General features: G+C 37.3%; 12 protein-coding genes and 2 pseudogenes. 13 read left to right on the plus strand and 1 reads right to left on the minus strand.

Annotation, left to right across the window (positions count from 1 at the left end; genetic code table 11):
* Positions 1-1,035: pseudogene (locus tag AC59HZ_RS22505) on the plus strand (beta-galactosidase); the annotation flags it as partial.
* A 225-nt stretch (positions 1,036-1,260) separates the two neighbouring features.
* Here the strand turns inward: AC59HZ_RS22505 and AC59HZ_RS22510 are convergent.
* Positions 1,261-1,437: pseudogene (locus AC59HZ_RS22510) on the minus strand (hypothetical protein); the annotation flags it as partial.
* A gap of 314 nt (positions 1,438-1,751) precedes the next feature.
* On the opposite strand from AC59HZ_RS22510, the gene AC59HZ_RS22515 reads away from it, so the two are divergent.
* From AC59HZ_RS22515 to AC59HZ_RS22570, 12 genes are all read left to right on the plus strand, one after another.
* A complete protein-coding gene (locus tag AC59HZ_RS22515; RefSeq protein ID WP_496548005.1) occupies positions 1,752-2,018 on the plus strand; it encodes a hypothetical protein in 267 nt (88 codons plus the stop codon).
* A gap of 41 nt (positions 2,019-2,059) precedes the next feature.
* A complete protein-coding gene (locus tag AC59HZ_RS22520) occupies positions 2,060-2,689 on the plus strand; it encodes a hypothetical protein (RefSeq protein ID WP_496548006.1) in 630 nt (209 codons plus the stop codon).
* Between the two features lie 25 nt (positions 2,690-2,714).
* Positions 2,715-5,009: a helix-turn-helix domain-containing protein gene (locus AC59HZ_RS22525; protein ID WP_496548007.1), complete on the plus strand. Its 2,295-nt coding sequence runs from the start codon at positions 2,715-2,717 to the stop codon at positions 5,007-5,009.
* A 236-nt stretch (positions 5,010-5,245) separates the two neighbouring features.
* The gene (locus tag AC59HZ_RS22530) at positions 5,246-6,217 is read left to right on the plus strand and encodes an ABC transporter permease (RefSeq protein WP_496548008.1); all 972 of its coding nucleotides are present in this window, start codon (positions 5,246-5,248) and stop codon (positions 6,215-6,217) included.
* Positions 6,218-6,228: 11 nt separating this feature from the next.
* Positions 6,229-7,125: a carbohydrate ABC transporter permease gene (locus tag AC59HZ_RS22535; RefSeq protein ID WP_496548009.1), complete on the plus strand. Its 897-nt coding sequence runs from the start codon at positions 6,229-6,231 to the stop codon at positions 7,123-7,125.
* A gap of 73 nt (positions 7,126-7,198) precedes the next feature.
* Positions 7,199-8,848, plus strand: a complete 1,650-nt coding sequence (locus AC59HZ_RS22540) for an extracellular solute-binding protein (RefSeq protein ID WP_496548010.1) — start codon at positions 7,199-7,201, stop codon at positions 8,846-8,848.
* A gap of 78 nt (positions 8,849-8,926) precedes the next feature.
* The gene (locus tag AC59HZ_RS22545; RefSeq protein WP_496548011.1) at positions 8,927-10,834 is read left to right on the plus strand and encodes a right-handed parallel beta-helix repeat-containing protein; all 1,908 of its coding nucleotides are present in this window, start codon (positions 8,927-8,929) and stop codon (positions 10,832-10,834) included.
* Positions 10,835-10,864: 30 nt separating this feature from the next.
* Entirely contained in the window at positions 10,865-13,234 is a 2,370-nt protein-coding gene (locus AC59HZ_RS22550) for a glycoside hydrolase family 95 protein (protein WP_496548012.1), read from the plus strand.
* Positions 13,235-13,263: 29 nt separating this feature from the next.
* On the plus strand, positions 13,264-13,674 hold the full coding sequence (locus AC59HZ_RS22555; protein ID WP_496548013.1) for a Gfo/Idh/MocA family protein: 411 nt from the start codon (positions 13,264-13,266) through the stop codon (positions 13,672-13,674).
* Positions 13,675-13,917: 243 nt separating this feature from the next.
* Positions 13,918-14,502: a DUF624 domain-containing protein gene (locus AC59HZ_RS22560; protein ID WP_496548014.1), complete on the plus strand. Its 585-nt coding sequence runs from the start codon at positions 13,918-13,920 to the stop codon at positions 14,500-14,502.
* A gap of 332 nt (positions 14,503-14,834) precedes the next feature.
* On the plus strand, positions 14,835-15,995 hold the full coding sequence (locus AC59HZ_RS22565) for an amidohydrolase family protein (protein WP_496548198.1): 1,161 nt from the start codon (positions 14,835-14,837) through the stop codon (positions 15,993-15,995).
* Entirely contained in the window at positions 15,992-17,152 is a 1,161-nt protein-coding gene (locus AC59HZ_RS22570) for a UxaA family hydrolase (RefSeq protein ID WP_496548015.1), read from the plus strand. Before AC59HZ_RS22565 ends, AC59HZ_RS22570 begins: the two co-directional genes overlap by 4 nt.
* Positions 17,153-17,173: the final 21 nt, after the last annotated feature.

The raw sequence follows: 17,173 nt of genomic DNA on the forward strand, positions 1-17,173 counted from the left end.
AAGCTTTGTTTTTTTAGCGGAAACGTGAAAGAGGCTGACAAACCGCTTGATTTTAGCAGCTTCGGACAGTTTAGCGGCTATTTAGGTTATGAAAGTGAATTTTATGCTGAGGAAACAAAGGATACGACGATTGTTTTTACGAGAATCGAGGATCCCGTCATGGTCTTCTGTAATGATCAATACGTCGGCAAGCTTAGCAAGATTGGGGCTACAGCCATTGAGGTTCCAGTTAAGAAAGGGAAAAATACATTAACATGCCTTGTCCAGAATATGGGGAGATTCAATTATTCTCAAGCCATCGGTGAACCAAAAGGGATGAGTGAAGCGCCTGCTCTTAATGGAAAGTATTTATCAATACGGGAGGGATGGCAGGTTGAAGGGTGCGGTGTACCTCATCATTTATCCAAAATCCCAAAAATTGAAGGGCGTATTGGTTTTTTGAATTCCTTCTTCAATGACGGCTATGATCGTGCAATTCTTGTTGGTGAAGGAGTCTCACGAGTTCAGGTGAATGGAAGCTCCGTAAAAATATTGATGGAAAGTAAAACGGCTTGGTCTAGAGGCAGTTCTGTTCACGGGATTGCTGATATCAGCGATGCCTTAAAGCAGGGTGAGAATGTAATAGATTTAGATGCTCAGAACCTTTCTAGTATTAGTCGGTTTGATCTCTATTTATACAATGAAAAAGAGCAAATCCGTAATTGGAAAACAAAATCATTTGCTCAGCTGGGAGAAGAAAAGCAATGGACTATCGTCGCGAATCCACAATCGATTACTCCACGCTGGTATAAAAGTCAGTTTGACTGGATCCCAGAAAAAGGTCAGATTGTAAAGATTCGTTTTAATCATATGAGTAAAGGATGTTTTTGGGTCAATGGCCGCTGCTTAGGACGGTACTGGAACATTGGCCCGCAGGAGGAATATAAGATTCCGGCATCCTTATTAACTCAACATAATGAAGTTGTCATTTATGATGAAGAAGGCATGAGGCCAGATCAGGTGGTTATTCACTCATATATACCATTTGTAGAGTAAAAAATAGGAGTTCTTGCGTAATGGGATCCTGGTAGTTTTTTTCAGAGGTTATCAATATCCGATAGACAGTTATAATCATAGTTTGGCAGTTTAATAAAAAGCTTAGTATAAAAGCTGCAGTGACTTCACTATTGAAATCACTGCAGCTTTTATTGTAAGCCTTTAATTAAAGGTCGCTCTCATTGACGGGAATGTACGGAAATCAGATGTTGACTCTGATGTTCGCTAATTGATCGCGGACATGCTAAGTAAATGGGATAATAGCCGAATGGTTGTTTTTCGGATAAGCTTTGGAAGAACGTGAAAAGTATATGGCTTAATAACACGTTCTGTCCATTGGTGCCCGTCTTTGCCGTAGACGCCCATATTAATGGATGCGATGTTTAACTCGCGGATGTCCTTTTTATATTATCAGATTTTTTTGAACTGGTTTTATATTAGTATAGTGCTGAGTATCGATAAAATAATGTTATGGTTACCATAATGACTTTTGATTGTACATTAAACTCGTGAAAACTTAAAGTTTTCATATAAGCTGCAGCAGCCATTAACACGCACTGAAGCAGCTTATATTATTTATTTTAGGGAAGCAATTTTATTTGAAGTTTTCACAAACTATTGTACGCAAAATTAGCAAGAGCTTTGTAAACGGTCTAACAACAGTAGATTTGGGGAAACCCGATTATGAAAAAGCGCTTGAATAACACAGCAGCTATGTGGGTGCACTGAAGCAATGCGGTGTAAAAGTAACTGTCCTAGAGGCGGATGAGCGTTTTCCTGACTCTACTTATTTAAAAGACTCAGCGATTATTACGGAAAAATGTGCCATTATTACAAATCCTGGTGCAGAAAGCCGCAATGTGGAAATTGTAGAAATGCGAGAAGTACTCTCGAATTTCTATAGCGAGATAGAGTTAATTCAGGCCGGTACACTTGATGGCGGCGACGTAATGCAGATAGATAACTGTATTTATGTAAAGTAAATTTAAGGTACGCTAAATAGTATACAAGAGGTGACAGTATATTGAAAAAATTAAGAGAACGATTAAAACCTTTAACACTGAAAGGTAAAATAGAGTATTTAATTGAATATTATTCATTTCACATGATTGCCGTGATTGTGATCATTTTCTTTCTCGCCATGGGTATCCATACTTTTACGAATCAACCAAAAGAGATTCTAGGAGTACGTGTTGTTGGAGAAAATGTGAATGACACCCAAGCAAACGCTGTACAAAAAGTGCTAGAAAAATTATCACTTGAAAGTAAGCGGTTTCAAAATGAGAAACTGTCGGTTATTTCATACAACACAAGCAATGTATCGGGCAATCCCGAAGCAGTAGAGAGATTTCAAAAATTAGCAGCAGAAATGGCGGCAAAAGAAGTGGATGTGCTGCTAACAGATGAAGAGACCTTTCACCAATTTAATCAAGACGGCAATTTATATGATTTGAGCAGTATTAAGGACTTCAAAGATTGGAAAGGAACTATATTTTCTCCTGAACATGATCCTTCTAAAATTACAGGTGTGGATGTTTCAAGTGTGCCTTCTTTTTCTTCGTTATCTGATCATCATCAACCTCTCGTATTAGCGGTTGTAGCAAACACGGAGCGAATTAATGTTGTAAAAGAATTAAGCCATTTTCTAAAATAGATAAGTGGAGGAAAGGAGGAGGATTATGTTTAATAGACTTGAAAAAATAAATGTTTTTAAGAAGTTTTTATTATCTTATATTCTGATTCTAATTATTCCACTTTTAGCAAGTTTCATCATATATCAAGTAAATATCTATAAAATAAAAGAAAATGCAAGTGAGAACAGTCAAAATCTGCTGAATCAAACGAAGGAAATTATTGATCAAAAAAATGATGAGATTGAGAAATTTGTCTATCAGATGTCTTTGAATCCAGAAATTAATCAATTGATGGATCGAAAGTCAAATACTGATATGAATATAGCTTACGATATATATAAAGTTAAAAATAGTATTAATCCGTATTGGTATACGAATAAGTTGTTTAGAAATTTTTATATCTATTTTAACCAGATCGACACCATCGTATCTCCTAAGTCATCGTACACTCGAACAAAAGATTATTATCATACCCATCTCTATGAAGGATTAAGTTTTGAAAAGTGGAAAAAAGATGTCAATCAAACATATCTTTCCCGTTATTATTTTCCTTCTACAAAAGTAAAGATAGAGGGAGGTACAGAACCAATTATCACGTATGTGCAATCACTTCCTTTTAATAGCAAGGGAAAACCGTTAGCCAATATCGTGGTAATGATAAACAAAACGGAAATTACCAATTTATTGCATCGAATTTCTTCACAATATGATGGTTCAACTTTTATTCTCGGTGAAAACGGGAATTTACTTGTAGGAGATAATATGGATCGAAACCTGATTTCCTTAAATCAGTCTACCGGCAAATTTTCTCTGAAGAACCATGACAAGAAGTATATTTATATAGAAACGAAATCAAACACGAATAAGTGGACATATGTGGCCGTTATTTCAAAAGAGAAATTATCAGCGGATGTTAGTTTTATTCAAACGATCAGTTTCGTTATCGCATTTTTTACGCTGATTGTCGGATTATTTATGGCCTTTGTTTTTTCGTATAAAAATAGTATACCTCTTAATCGGCTTCTTAGTGTTATGAAAATAACAGATATTGGAAACAGTGCGGATCCGTATGATTTTATCCATAGCAATGTGGAAGATATCATCGCAAAAAATGATCTGCTAAAGGTTCAAATTCAAAACCAGTTACCAATCTTAAAGGATTCGGTGATTCGAAAATTAATGATGGGAAATTTGATTTCCCTGCAAAAAACACAGCTTTTAATTGATCAGGCTAAGCTGCCAATCAAAGGATCGTTTGGTTTTGTTGGGATCGTCCAAATTATTCACATGATGAATGAACTGGATAAGGATATGCTAGAAGAAATGAATGTTGCCCAACTATACATTCAAAATGAATTAACGGATTTTTTTAAGGGAGAGGTCATATGCTCCAATATTGATAAAGACCATGTCCTATTCCTATTATCATCTGATAAAAAGGTAGAACTTCGAGAAAGTAAAAAATTAGAAGAAACACTTCATTCATTTATTAAACAAATCGAAGAGAAATTCAGCTTGAAAGTGAATATTGGGATGGGCAGCCCTTTTGAACAGTTAACAGATATTCATCAATCGTTTGAAGAGGCAAAGCTAAGCTTACCATATAATCAAACTGTTCAGCATGGATCATTGTATAAGTATGAGCAGCAGCATCAAGAAGGTACGATAGATTTATACTATCCAATTGAGATAGAACTCCGCCTTTTTAATGCTGTGAAGAACGGAGAAATAACGGAAGTAAAAGAGCTGTTTGATAAGGTTGTTTATGAAAATGTAGAACGAAGGGTGTTAACATACCAAATTGGCATCCAACTTATAGCAGCTTTGAATGGAACGATTGTGAGAATTTTGTCGAAAAATATACAATTGAACGCGGTTAAGGTGGAAAACGTACGTGTTCATTTAGAGGAACTATTGTCAAACAAGGGAAGCTTTACGATAAAGATCGAGCAGATGAAAGAAGTGCTACTAGAAATAGCAGAGAATATTAATGAAAATAAGTCTGTTGGCAGACAGCAGGTCGTAAATAGGATGAAAACTTGGATTAAACAGAATTATAGTGATCCTGATTTAACGTTGTATAACATTTCCGAAGCTGTGGGCCTTCCTGAAAAAATGGTACCATTGACTTTCAAAGAGTCGGCTGGCGTCAATATTTCAGATTATATTGAGGAAGTACGGATTAATTTTGCCAAAACAAAATTGATGCATACAGAGGAAACGATTGAAGATATCGCTTTGCTTGCTGGCTATAATAGTGCCCATTCGTTTAGACGTGCCTTTAAACGGAATACGGGATCAACGCCATCAGAGTTTCGAAAAATGATGAACGATGCATAAATTATAGAAAAAAAACGAAAAAATTAAATTGTACCTTAGCGATTTTGTGTACGGTACTCTATCCTTTTACTGATAGAACCCTTGATACGAAAGGGTTCTTTTCTTGTACGTTTAAAAAAATATCGCCTCTTTCAAATTTTTGAAAATTTAATTATGATAGCGGTAACATTTGAAGTAACATTCAAATTAAAATTTTTTCAATTTAGTGAAAGCGTTTAAAAAATGGGGGGGGTTACATGAAAATAGCAGTAGTGAATGAACAAGGATTGAAAAAAGTAGATAGTACAATTGATGTTGTTTCAAAAAAATCGACGTGGAAAAAGATCAAGAAACACTGGCAATTGTATTTTCTAGTTGCGATCCCATTAGTGTTTTTGATTACCTTTAGGTATGTTCCGATGGCGGGGATTGTCATTGCCTTTAAAGACTTTAGTGTGGTAAAAGGGATCGCTGGAAGCGACTGGGTAGGATTGAAGTATTTCAAAGACTTTTTTGAGAGTCCGAACTTTTCCCTACTATTAAAAAATACACTTGGGTTAAGCGTTTACGGATTAATAGTAGGATTTATTTGTCCTATCATACTCGCATTGGCTTTAAATGAAGTCCAACATGCTCGTTTCAAAAAATTTGTCCAAACGATTACGTATGCACCTTATTTTATCTCAACGGTCATTATGGTGTCGATAATTATCTTGTTTTTATCACCAAATACCGGAATTGTTAATCATATTCTAGGTTTATTTGGAATCGAGCCCATTAATTTTTTAGGGAATCCATCATACTTTAAATCTATCTATGTATGGTCAGATGTGTGGCAAAACACCGGTTACGCAACAATCATTTATTTAGCAGCTTTAGCAGGTGTAGATACGCAATTGTATGAGGCAGCTAAGGTCGATGGAGCCAACCGCTTTCAAAAAATATGGAATGTGGACCTTCCGGGAATATTCCCAATTATTATTGTCTTATTAATTCTGAATGTTGGAAGTATCATGTCTTTAGGCTTTGAAAAAATCTATCTATTACAAAATCCATTAAATACGAATTCCTCTGAAGTCATTTCTACTTATGTATATAAAGTCGGATTGCTTGGAGCGAACTTTAGTTTTGCATCAGCAGTAGGGTTATTCAATTCATTTGTTAACTTCATTTTAATTTTTACTGCTAACAAAATATCCAAACGATTCTCGTCATCAAGCTTGTGGTAGGAGGGAAGCATATGGGGATTACGAAAAATACACGTATTAAAGAATCAAAAGTCGATCGTATTTTTGTGGGAGCTATTTACGTATTCTTAGCTCTAGTTTTACTAGCTGTTTTATATCCGCTTATCTATATTGTGAGCGCTTCATTTAGTAGTGCATCTGCGGTAACATCCGGACAAGTATGGCTTTTGCCTGTAGAACCAACCCTATTAGGGTACACGACGGTATTTAAGAACCCGCAAATTCTTCAGGGGTTCTCGAATTCATTATTCTATACAGTTGTCGGAACATTTATTAGCGTTAGTATCACGATTATGCTCGCTTATCCGCTTTCGAGAAAAACATTTTATGGACGCAAATTCATCATGATCTTGCTTGTTTTTACAATGATTTTTGATGGTGGATTAATTCCGTTATATCTCGTCGTAAAAAATCTCAACTTAATTGATACAATATGGGCTTTATTACTCCCTTCTGCATTAGCGGTGTTCCAAGTCATCATTGCTCGGACATTCTTCCAATCTACGATTCCAGATGAACTAGTAGAAGCAAGTGAAATGGATGGCTGCAGCGATATTGGCTTTATCTTTAAAGTGGTATTGCCGCTGGCGAAACCGATTATTGCTGTTCTTGTTCTCATGTATGCTGTTATGAAGTGGAATATGTACTTTGATGCATTGATATATTTGAAATCTGATGCGCTCTATCCATTACAACTTATTTTAAGAAGTATCTTAATTTTGAATACAGATCCATCAGCCAATATAGAAGATATATTGAAAATGCAAGGTCTTAAAGAATTAATGAAGTACTCCTTAATTGTGATTTCCAGCTTACCAGTTTTGGTGCTGTATCCTTTTGTCCAAAAGCATTTTGTGAAAGGAATGTTGATTGGATCAGTTAAAGGGTGATAAATAAAATCCTTTTTAAACTATGAACGTTAGAAGAATTCAAATAACGTAAAAAAACAAAGGAGAGGGTTAAATGAAGAAATTATCCATTAGTTTTATGCTTTTAGTTTTAGTTGTCATGCTTTTCGCCGGATGTGTTCCTAGTAAGAACACTTCATCAGAAAGTGCATCAGGTGAAAAGTCAGATCCAAATGGTCCGATGGAATTAAAGATTTTCACACCAAAATTATCGTATGAAGGTAAATTTGATAGCAAAGACAATGAATTTACAAGAATGATTGAAGAAAAATTTAATGTCAAAATTGACTGGGAGTATGTTAATGAAGATGCAGCAAAAGAAAAACGTCAATTATCTTTAGCTAGTGGTGATTTTCCAGACGCGTATTTGTTAGTCCCATGGATAGACAATATTTCAAAAGTGGATGCACAAAAGTATGGTAAAGAAGGTGTATTCTTACCTCTTAATGATTTAATTAAAGAACATGCACCCAATCTTAAAAACCTGATGAAAGATATTCCATATTTAGAAAAAGGGATGACAGCCCCAGATGGAAATATTTACGGATTGGCACCGGTAAACGAATGCTACCACTGTTCTAGATATGGTAAAATGTGGATCAATACTGAGTGGTTGAAGAAATTGAATTTAGAAATGCCTAAAACAACCGAAGAATATAAAACAGCGTTAGAAGCATTTAAGAATAATGATCCGAATGGAAACGGCAAGAAGGATGAAATCCCATTGAGCGGCGAAAGCACAATGTTAGGGGATAACCCAACCACATTTTTAATGAATGCCTTTATCCCGAATAATGGTAAGGATTATATTAATGTTAACGATGGGAAATTGTTATTAGGTGCAGTACAGCCGGCGTGGAAAGATGGATTGAAATACATTCATTCATTATATAAAGAAGGATTAATCGATCAAGGTGCATTTACGCAAAATCCAGACGCTTATAGACAATTGGGTACACCTAAAGGGGATGTAGTCCTTGGGGCTGGAGCAGCGAGTCACTTGGCTATCATTACAGATATAAAATTAGATGCAGCAAAACAATATGATGTTGTACCACCATTAAAAGGACCGGATGGAGCCCAATTCACACCATCTGATTACGGTAATGTTAATAGTTTTTCTTTTGCCATAACAAATAAAGCAAAAGGAAAGAAAGCAGAAGTATTAATGAAAATAGCGGATTACTTGTATTCTGAGGAAGGCACAATGTTATCCACTAGAGGGAAAGAAGGCGTGAATTGGAAAAAGGGTGGACCTGAGGACATTGATTTAACGGGCAAACAAGCAAAATATGCCTTCATTCCACAAGATCCTAATAAGAAAGATGAAGGTGAATTTGGCTGGGGAGAAAGAGGTCCTTTAGCATTGACTAGAGAACTTAGAGACTCGTTGGCAACTGAAAAGGATGAACTTTCTCCAAAAGGGTATGAGCGCAGATTATATAACGCAACACTGAAATATGATGGATTTGAACCAAAAGAACAATTTAATTTTGAAGCAGCTTGGGTTAGTCCTAAAGATGCTGAAGAAGTGGCATTGTTAAAAATAAATATCAATAAGTATATCGAAGAAAACATGATTCAATTCGTGACAGGCTCAAAAGACATTGATAAAGAATGGGATACGTATATTGCTGGCTTTAAAAATTTACAAGTTGATCGCTATTTAGAAATCTATCAAAAAGCATATGATTTAGAAAAATAAACATCAAACATAGTAAAAAAGAATACACATAAGTCTCGTACTAATGTGTATTCTTTTTTAAAAATTGAGGTGGCAGTGATGAAACCAAGGATCATTGATGTAAGAGAATACGGGGGAGAAGCAAATTCAGATAAAGATCATTCACCCATCGTGACTAAATTGCTGCAAGATATAAAAGAAATAAAAGAAGACATCATTCTTTCTTTTCCTACAGGAATCTATCATTTTTACCCAGATCATGCACTGAAGAGAGCCTTTCATACCTCAAATACGGATACGAGAAGGCACCCGATTAAAACGGTTTGCTTCCTCATTGAAGAACAAGAGAATGTTACCATTGAAGGGAATGGTTCATTCTTTTATTTTCATGGAGATGTGATGGGATTGGGGATTTTTCACTCGAAAAATATCACTTTACAAAACTTCTCATGGGATTATGAGGTATCAACACTATCAGAATTAGTCGTCGAGGGAACCGTTGCAGAGAATGGGCACTATTATGCTGATTATAAACTAGGAGAACATGTTCCCTATGAAATTAGTAAAAATCAGCCCTATTTTTACTGGTTAAGTGAAAAGAGTCCTTATTCAAATGAATATTATTGGAAAGAAGAAGGTTCTAAAAATGATATTGTCATCGTAGGATTTGATGAATCGACGGGAGTGAAAAGAAGATATTCAGTGAATGAAGGGCCTTTCGCAGATAATAGAATGAGAATAGAGGAATTAGAGAAAAGTAAAATTCGTATCCACTATCATCATACCCTTCCACAGGCAGTTGTTGACAATCGCGTGTTTGAATTTTGTAAAGTAATAGATCGGAATACGGCGGGTGCTTTTATTTGGGAAAGTGAAAGGATAAGTTTGTCAAACATAACTATTCATTATCTGCATGGTTTTGGCTTCTTAATACAAATGAGCGGTGATATTACGTTTCAGGCGACTGAGTTCGTCCCCAATAGTGCCATGGGTAAGCATGGATCAAGCTTTGCCGATTCTATCCATGCGTCAGGCGCTAAAGGTGTGATTACTGTGGACGGGTGTACCTTCATGCATCCCCATGATGACCCCATTAATATCCACGGAACGTTCACAAGAGTACAAAAAATCATCGATGAAAAATCTATAGAAGTCATTTATGCTCACCGTCAGCAAAGTGGGTTCCCACAATATCATATTGGTGATAGAGTGGCCTTTTTTAATCGAGCAATGATGGACGATGAATTCGGAGAAGAGTATGAAGTAACGAATATAGTGCATCCGGGACATGAAGGAAATGATCTTCAAACCATGCAAGTTACATTCAACAAGGAGCTGCCTTTTGATTGTGTGCATAATGAGACGGGTGAATTTTTATATGTTATGGAAAACGTGACGTATACACCAGAAGTAGTGATTAAGAATAATAGATTTGCCCATGTTCCTACGAGGGGGATCCTCTGTACAACACGGGGAAAAGTGTTGATAGAAGGCAATCATTTTCAAAATATTACAATGAGTACCATCTTCATTTCAAATGATTCGAACGATTGGTATGAATCTGGTCCTGTCAGGGATATGACGATTCGGGGGAACACCTTTCATGTGAATCCGGTTGAAGATTGGCAATATCGTAAACCAGCCATCTATATCCATCCGATCCCGCTTGGCGAGATCAAATCACCAGTACCAATTCATAAAAATATTACAGTGGAGAATAACACTTTTTATATGCAGCATGAATGTGTGGTTTCTGCAGAAAATGTGGAAAACTTAACGATAAAAGGCAATAAGATTATTAAGGTACTTCCATTTAGGAACTACGATGAAATTCAGGATATATTATTTGAATTTGATACATGTAAAAAAGTTTTACTAGAAGGAAATACCTATGAAGGGGACTTCACTGCGTACATTAGAATGAACGAAATGAATGAAAGTGATATAAAAATTAAGAATGAACAGACCGTTATTTTTGATTCTAGAAGTCTGTTTGAAACGAAATGAAAAAATAATTGAAAATGGGAGATTTGCCTAATGAATCTTTTAACCTATAAAAAAGCAGCAATGGAATGGACAGAGGCTCTGCCGTTAGGGAACGGGAGAATAGGCGCGATGCACTTTGGCAGAGTTGAGAATGAACGTTTCCAATTAAATGAAGATACATTGTGGTCAGGTCCGCCAAAGAGGAACCGAGAATACAACGATCAGGAATCTTTGCAAAAAGTAAGGAAATTGATTGATGAAGAGAATTATGAAGAGGCGGTCAGTGAAACGAAGAATATGTTTGGTCCTTATACACAGAGCTATATGCCGTTAGGGAATCTGACCATTCAATACTTGCATGGAGATGTGGCACGGAACTATGTGCGGACATTAGACATTAAACAAGCGATCTCTTCTGTAAAATATTCAGTTGGAAAAATCGAATACACACGGGAAGCATTTATTTCACATCCGCATCAGGTGTTAGCCGTCCGGCTTACTAGTTCCGTTGCCAACCAATTAAATGTGATCGTTTCATTAGATAGTACGTTAAAATATAAAACTTCCAATTCTTCAGAAGAGTTGGTTTTACAAGGAATTTGCCCTGAAAAATGTGCTCCAAACTATTTTCATGAGGACGAACAGCCAATTGTTTATGGTGATTTTGGTGAAACACAAGCGATTCATTTTGAAGGAAAACTAGGGGTTGTTATCGAGGATGGAAAGGTAGAGTCGTCGAATGGAAGACTATCCATCCAAAATGCAACAAATGCTGTTCTCTATTTTTCTATTTCCACCTCATTTAAGGGCTTTGATCAACTCCCTGGGACCGATTTTGAAGTATTAACTGGGCAAAATGAAGCCATTCTTTCAAAAGCCATGAGCATTCCTTATAAGCAGTTAAAAGAAACACATATTCAAGATTATCAAACTCTTTACAACCGTGTTGAATTTTCGTTAGGACATAAACAGACAGAAGAGCCGCTTGATACGGATGAAAGAGTGCAGAAATATAGTGCTGCTGATTTAGCGATGGTCGAGCTTTTATTTCAATATGGACGTTATTTGCTGATTTCCTCTTCACGAGAAGAAACGCAGCCGGCCAATTTACAGGGTATATGGAATGACTTGACTCGGGCACCATGGTCATCCAACTATACATTAAACATTAATACGGAAATGAATTATTGGCCTGCTGAGGTGACAAACTTGTCAGATTGCCATCGTCCGCTGTTAAAGGCAATCCAGGAGCTTTCGGTAACAGGGGAGAAAATGGTAAAGGAACGGTATGGCATCAATGGATGGACGGCCCATCATAATACCGATTTGTGGAGACATGCTGATCCTGTTGGCGGCGAGCGTCACGGAGATCCGAACTGGGCTTTTTGGCCGATGTCAGGGCCATGGCTGTGCAGCCACTTGTGGGAGCATTATCTCTATTCCGGGAATAAAGATTTCCTTCGAAAAGAGGCTTATCCGATTATGAAAGGGTCGGCACAATTTTGCCTTGATTGGCTGGTGGAGGATGAGGATGGCTATTTGATCACTTCACCATCAACCTCACCGGAACATCACTTCTATGCAGAAAATGGACAAGGGGGCTCGGTTACGAAGGGTTCCACAATGGATCTGCAGTTGATTTGGGATTTGTTCACCAATTGTGTGGAAGCAGCGGGGATCCTCGGCGTGGACGATGAATGGATTTATCAAGTAACTACAGCAAAAGAACGCCTTCATCCTTTACAGATTGGGAAGTATGGTCAATTGCAGGAATGGCTCCTTGACTATGAGGATGTCGAACCACGCCATCGGCATGTATCTCATTTGTATGGAGTCTATCCAGGTAAGCAAATTATCGATGGTCCATTTTTAGAAGCTGCTAGGCAGACGTTAAATCGACGCGGTGACGCTGGAACGGGCTGGAGTCTTGGCTGGAAGATGTGTCTTTGGGCTCGTTTGAAGGATGGGGAACGGGTAAATGCATTGCTTCATCAATTATTTAACATTTGTACAGCGAAAAGGGAAGTAATGGTTGGGGGAGGATTGTATCCGAATCTATTAGGAGCCCACCCGCCTTTCCAAATTGATGGGAATTTCAGTTATACAGCCGGGGTTGTAGAAATGATTATCCAATCACACAAAGGATATGTTGAATTATTACCGGCACTTCCTTCTACATGGTTGCAAGGTTCATTATCTGGAGTGCGGGTTCGAGGTGGATTTGAGGTCAATATTTCATGGGATAAACTGCAGGTCAGTCAATTGGGCGTAACATGCCATGCTGGAAACGAATTCATTTTCAAAACAAACAATGCTGTAATTGTTCGTGAAGAAGGAAAAGAAGATAAAAGAATAGAAGCTCTTGATGGGTTTATCGCCCTTAAGATGAACAAAGACCAAAAGCTCCTGCTGCTATTTTAAAAATAAAATCTATGAGATGAGGTACTAGTATGCAAACAGCTAGAATCGGTGTCATAGGCACAGGCGGGCGAAGTACAATTGTTGAATATTGGCATAAACCAGAGGGAAATTCGATTGTTGTTGGAGCGGCAGATGTGTCATTGGAAGCTCTAGAGAAGTTCAAAAAGGAAATTAATGAAGACGCTTTTGTTACAACCGATTATCGAGAGTTACTTGCAAGAGAGGACATCGATGCGGTTGCGAATTTATCACCTGATTATCTGTATGAAGAACATGCCATTGCAGCACTCCAAGCAGGAAAACATGTTTATTGTGAAAAACCATTAGCCATTACACCCGAGTCATGCGACAGGCAGGATGAGTGTTGCGGTCGGCTGTGCCGCAACAGAATCGATTCGCTCTGGCGGGAAGGTAGTCCATATCGACAAGGGAAGACATAAGCCAATTAAATCTGGGGAAGAAGGTGCAGTATGTCAGCATTAACCTATAATCATAAATCCCGCAACGAACACTTTATGTTCCAGCACCATTATCGCATGAAGGAGATATGTGAACATACATTTCCATTTTATGCTATAATAATCAGAATTAGTAGAAAATTAAGTCTTCTATGTTAAGAGGTGGAGGAAATTTTTAGTTTAGATAGTCGCTTGTATCGATTATGCATGTGGTTGTACAACTTCATGTATTTAAACATCCTATTTATTCTAAGTTGTATTCCCATTATTACTATTTTCCCTGCCATCGCTGCACTTTTTGGAGTAGTAAGAAGGTGGAGAATAACAAAAGAAGCAGATGTTTTTTCTCAGTATAAGGAAATGTTTGTTGAGAATTGGAAGCAAAGCTATTTAGTAGGGATTTTTTATACCCTTTTAGGAATGTTTTTAATTTTCGATTTACTGTTTTTACAACAAGTGACATTACCTTATAAAAACTTTATTCATGTTGCCATCCTATTTGTCAGTTTCTTGTTTGTTGTATCCTTTTTAAGCATTTATCCGCTTATGGTCAATATGGTCACATCCTTTAAACACTTGTGTCTTAATAGTCTTAAAGTAGGTTTATACAAAATTCATTTATCGATTTTTTGTATGATTATTCTTAGTGCATGGACCATTCTTTCATTACGCTTTTCATTTTTAATTTTCTTTTTCTTTTTCAGTGTTTCTGCTTTTCTGATTTACTGGATTGCTGATCTTAAATTCGCAAACTTAATACCACAAAAAGATTCTGGAAATAGGATAAATAAAACTCCGGCATTATACTGAAATCCAATAACCTTTTTACTAGTTATATTCGATAAAAAAGACAGATGGGCTGGGGAGCAAGGGCACTGAAACACTTGTGTTTTATATGACTACTAACAAAGACGACTTTACATTCAATATTTGAAGTAAAGTCGTCTTTTTCTTATCTCATCAGTAAAATTGATACCGTTTGGTCCTTTATCGAACTTACGAAGGACATTTTGCTTGGTTTTGAAGTGTGATTTGTCCTCAATAAGCATTATTTAATATATTGACAATTTCAAATTGTTTTGTTAATTTAGTGTTATCGATAACATTTAACTAACATTTAAGGAGGGAACAGTATCAATATCATTGATTCTCACCAACACTTTTGGAAACTGGAGCGAGGAGATTACGACTGGCTTACAGAAGATATGGGGATTCTTTACCAAGACTATTTTCCAGAGGATTTAAAACCTTCATTAGAAGAATACTCGATCTCTGGAACGGTCCTTGTTCAAGCGGCACCTACATTCGAAGAGACGTTATATCTCTTATCGTTATACGAAAACTATGAATGGATTTGTGGTGTTGTTGGCTGGTTAGATTTATCATCCCCTGCCTTCTCGAAACAGTTAGATTTTTTAATGAACCAACCAGGGATTGTTGGTTTACGCCCGATGCTGCAGGATATCGAAAATAGCGATTGGATTTTACAGGATCAGGTGGTAGAGAATTTGAGGCGTCTTATTCCATATGACCTGCCCCTTGATTTATTAATTACCGAAAGACATATTCCCTCTATTAAAGCTTTAATAGAGATGCTTCCAAATGTGCGCGTTGTCATTGATCATATCGCTAAACCGGCAATTTCAAAAAAGGATTTAAACAAATGGAAAGCGGATATGAGCAAGCTGGCAAAATTTCCAAATGTTTGGTGTAAATTGTCGGGTTTTATGACGCTGGCAGATTCTTGGGAGGCAGCCGATTTTAAGCCTTATATTCAACATGTTGTTCAAGCATTTGGTTCGGCCCGTATCATGTTTGGCAGCGATTGGCCGGTCTGTTTATCAGGAGGAAGTTATGAGAAAGCTTTACAGATTGTAACTCAAAACTTACCGAATTCGTTAAGAGACTCAGAAAGGGAGAGCATTTTTTCTGAAAATGCAAAAGCGTTTTATAAGCTGAATAAAGGAGTAAAAAATATGAAACTGGCAAATGATCAAGATGTAACTAGTATTGTAATGTCCGAGGTTGATAATGTAGCTACTCTTCTAAGGGAAGTAGAAGCTGGAGAAAGCTTACAGTACGTAATGAACGGTAAAAAAGGAGCATTAACTGCCAAACAAGTCATCCCATTTGGACATAAAATTGCCATCAAACCGATTCATCCATCTGAAAATGTCATAAAGTATGGGCAGGTTATTGGTGCAGCCACTGTGGAAATTTCCCCAGGTGAACATGTTCATGTTCATAATATCGAGGGAATTAGAGGCCGAGGTGATAAAAAGAAAGGGGATCAACATTCATGAACATGATCAAAGGGTATCGTCGGCCAAACGGGAAAATGGGGATTCGCAATCATTTATTAATTATTCCTACTGTTGTTTGTGCGAACCATGTAGCGAATCGAATTCAGCAAGCGGTACCCGATTCAGTGGCTATTCCGCATCAGCATGGCTGCAGCCAGATCGGAGAAGACAAGGAGCGTACCTTTAATATTCTCGCAGGGATGGGAAAAAACCCAAACGTCGGTGCTGTTCTTTTAGTCAGTTTAGGCTGTGAAGTGATTAACGCAAAGGAACTGCAAGAAGTAATTCAAGAAACAGGGAAACCAGTAGAGTGGATAGATATTCAAGATGCAGGTGGTTCAGTAAAAGCGATTCAAAGCGGAATGGAAATTGCGAAACAATTATTGAATGAGATTCAGAAAATATCACAGGTGGATATACCACTGGCAGAATTAATCGTTGGTGTAAAATGCGGCGGTTCCGATGCCACTTCTGGCTTGTGCAGTAACCCTGCATTAGGAAAAACATCAGATCTACTTTTGAATCAAGGCGGAACCATTGTCATGGGAGAAACAACGGAGATTATCGGCGCTGAACATATTGTCGCTCAAAGTTCGATCAGTGAGGAAGTAGCCAATAAGCTTTATGCCTTTGTAGATAAGTTTGAAAAGGAAGTAGAACGCATTGGAGCAGACATGAGAGGGGGAAATCCAAGCCCAGGAAATATTGAAGGCGGCTTGTCCACCATCGAGGAAAAATCCCTTGGCTGTATAAGTAAAGCGGGTACAGCCCCATTAAAAGATGTATTATCGTTTGCTAAAGAGATTCCGGGGAACGGCTATTACTTTATGGATTCTCCAGGGAATGATATTGAGTGTGTTTCAGGAATGGCTGCTGCCGGTGTTCATATGGTCTGCTTTACGACAGGTCGAGGGACACCAACAGGAAATCCGATTATTCCAGTCATCAAAATTACAGGGAATGACCATACGGCGGTCAAGATGAACGATAACATTGATATAGATACAAGTCCTGTGTTGAAAGGAAAAGAAACAATAGAAGAAGCGGGCAATCGTATTTTTGAAAAGATTATTAGGACGGCACAAGGTGAGTTGGTAAAAGCTGAAATTTTAGGGCATCAAGAATTTAGTATCAGCAGAATCAGTATTAGCCTCTAATCATTCATAGGGAGGAGAAGA

Source organism: Neobacillus sp. DZ-9 (assembly GCF_059587065.1).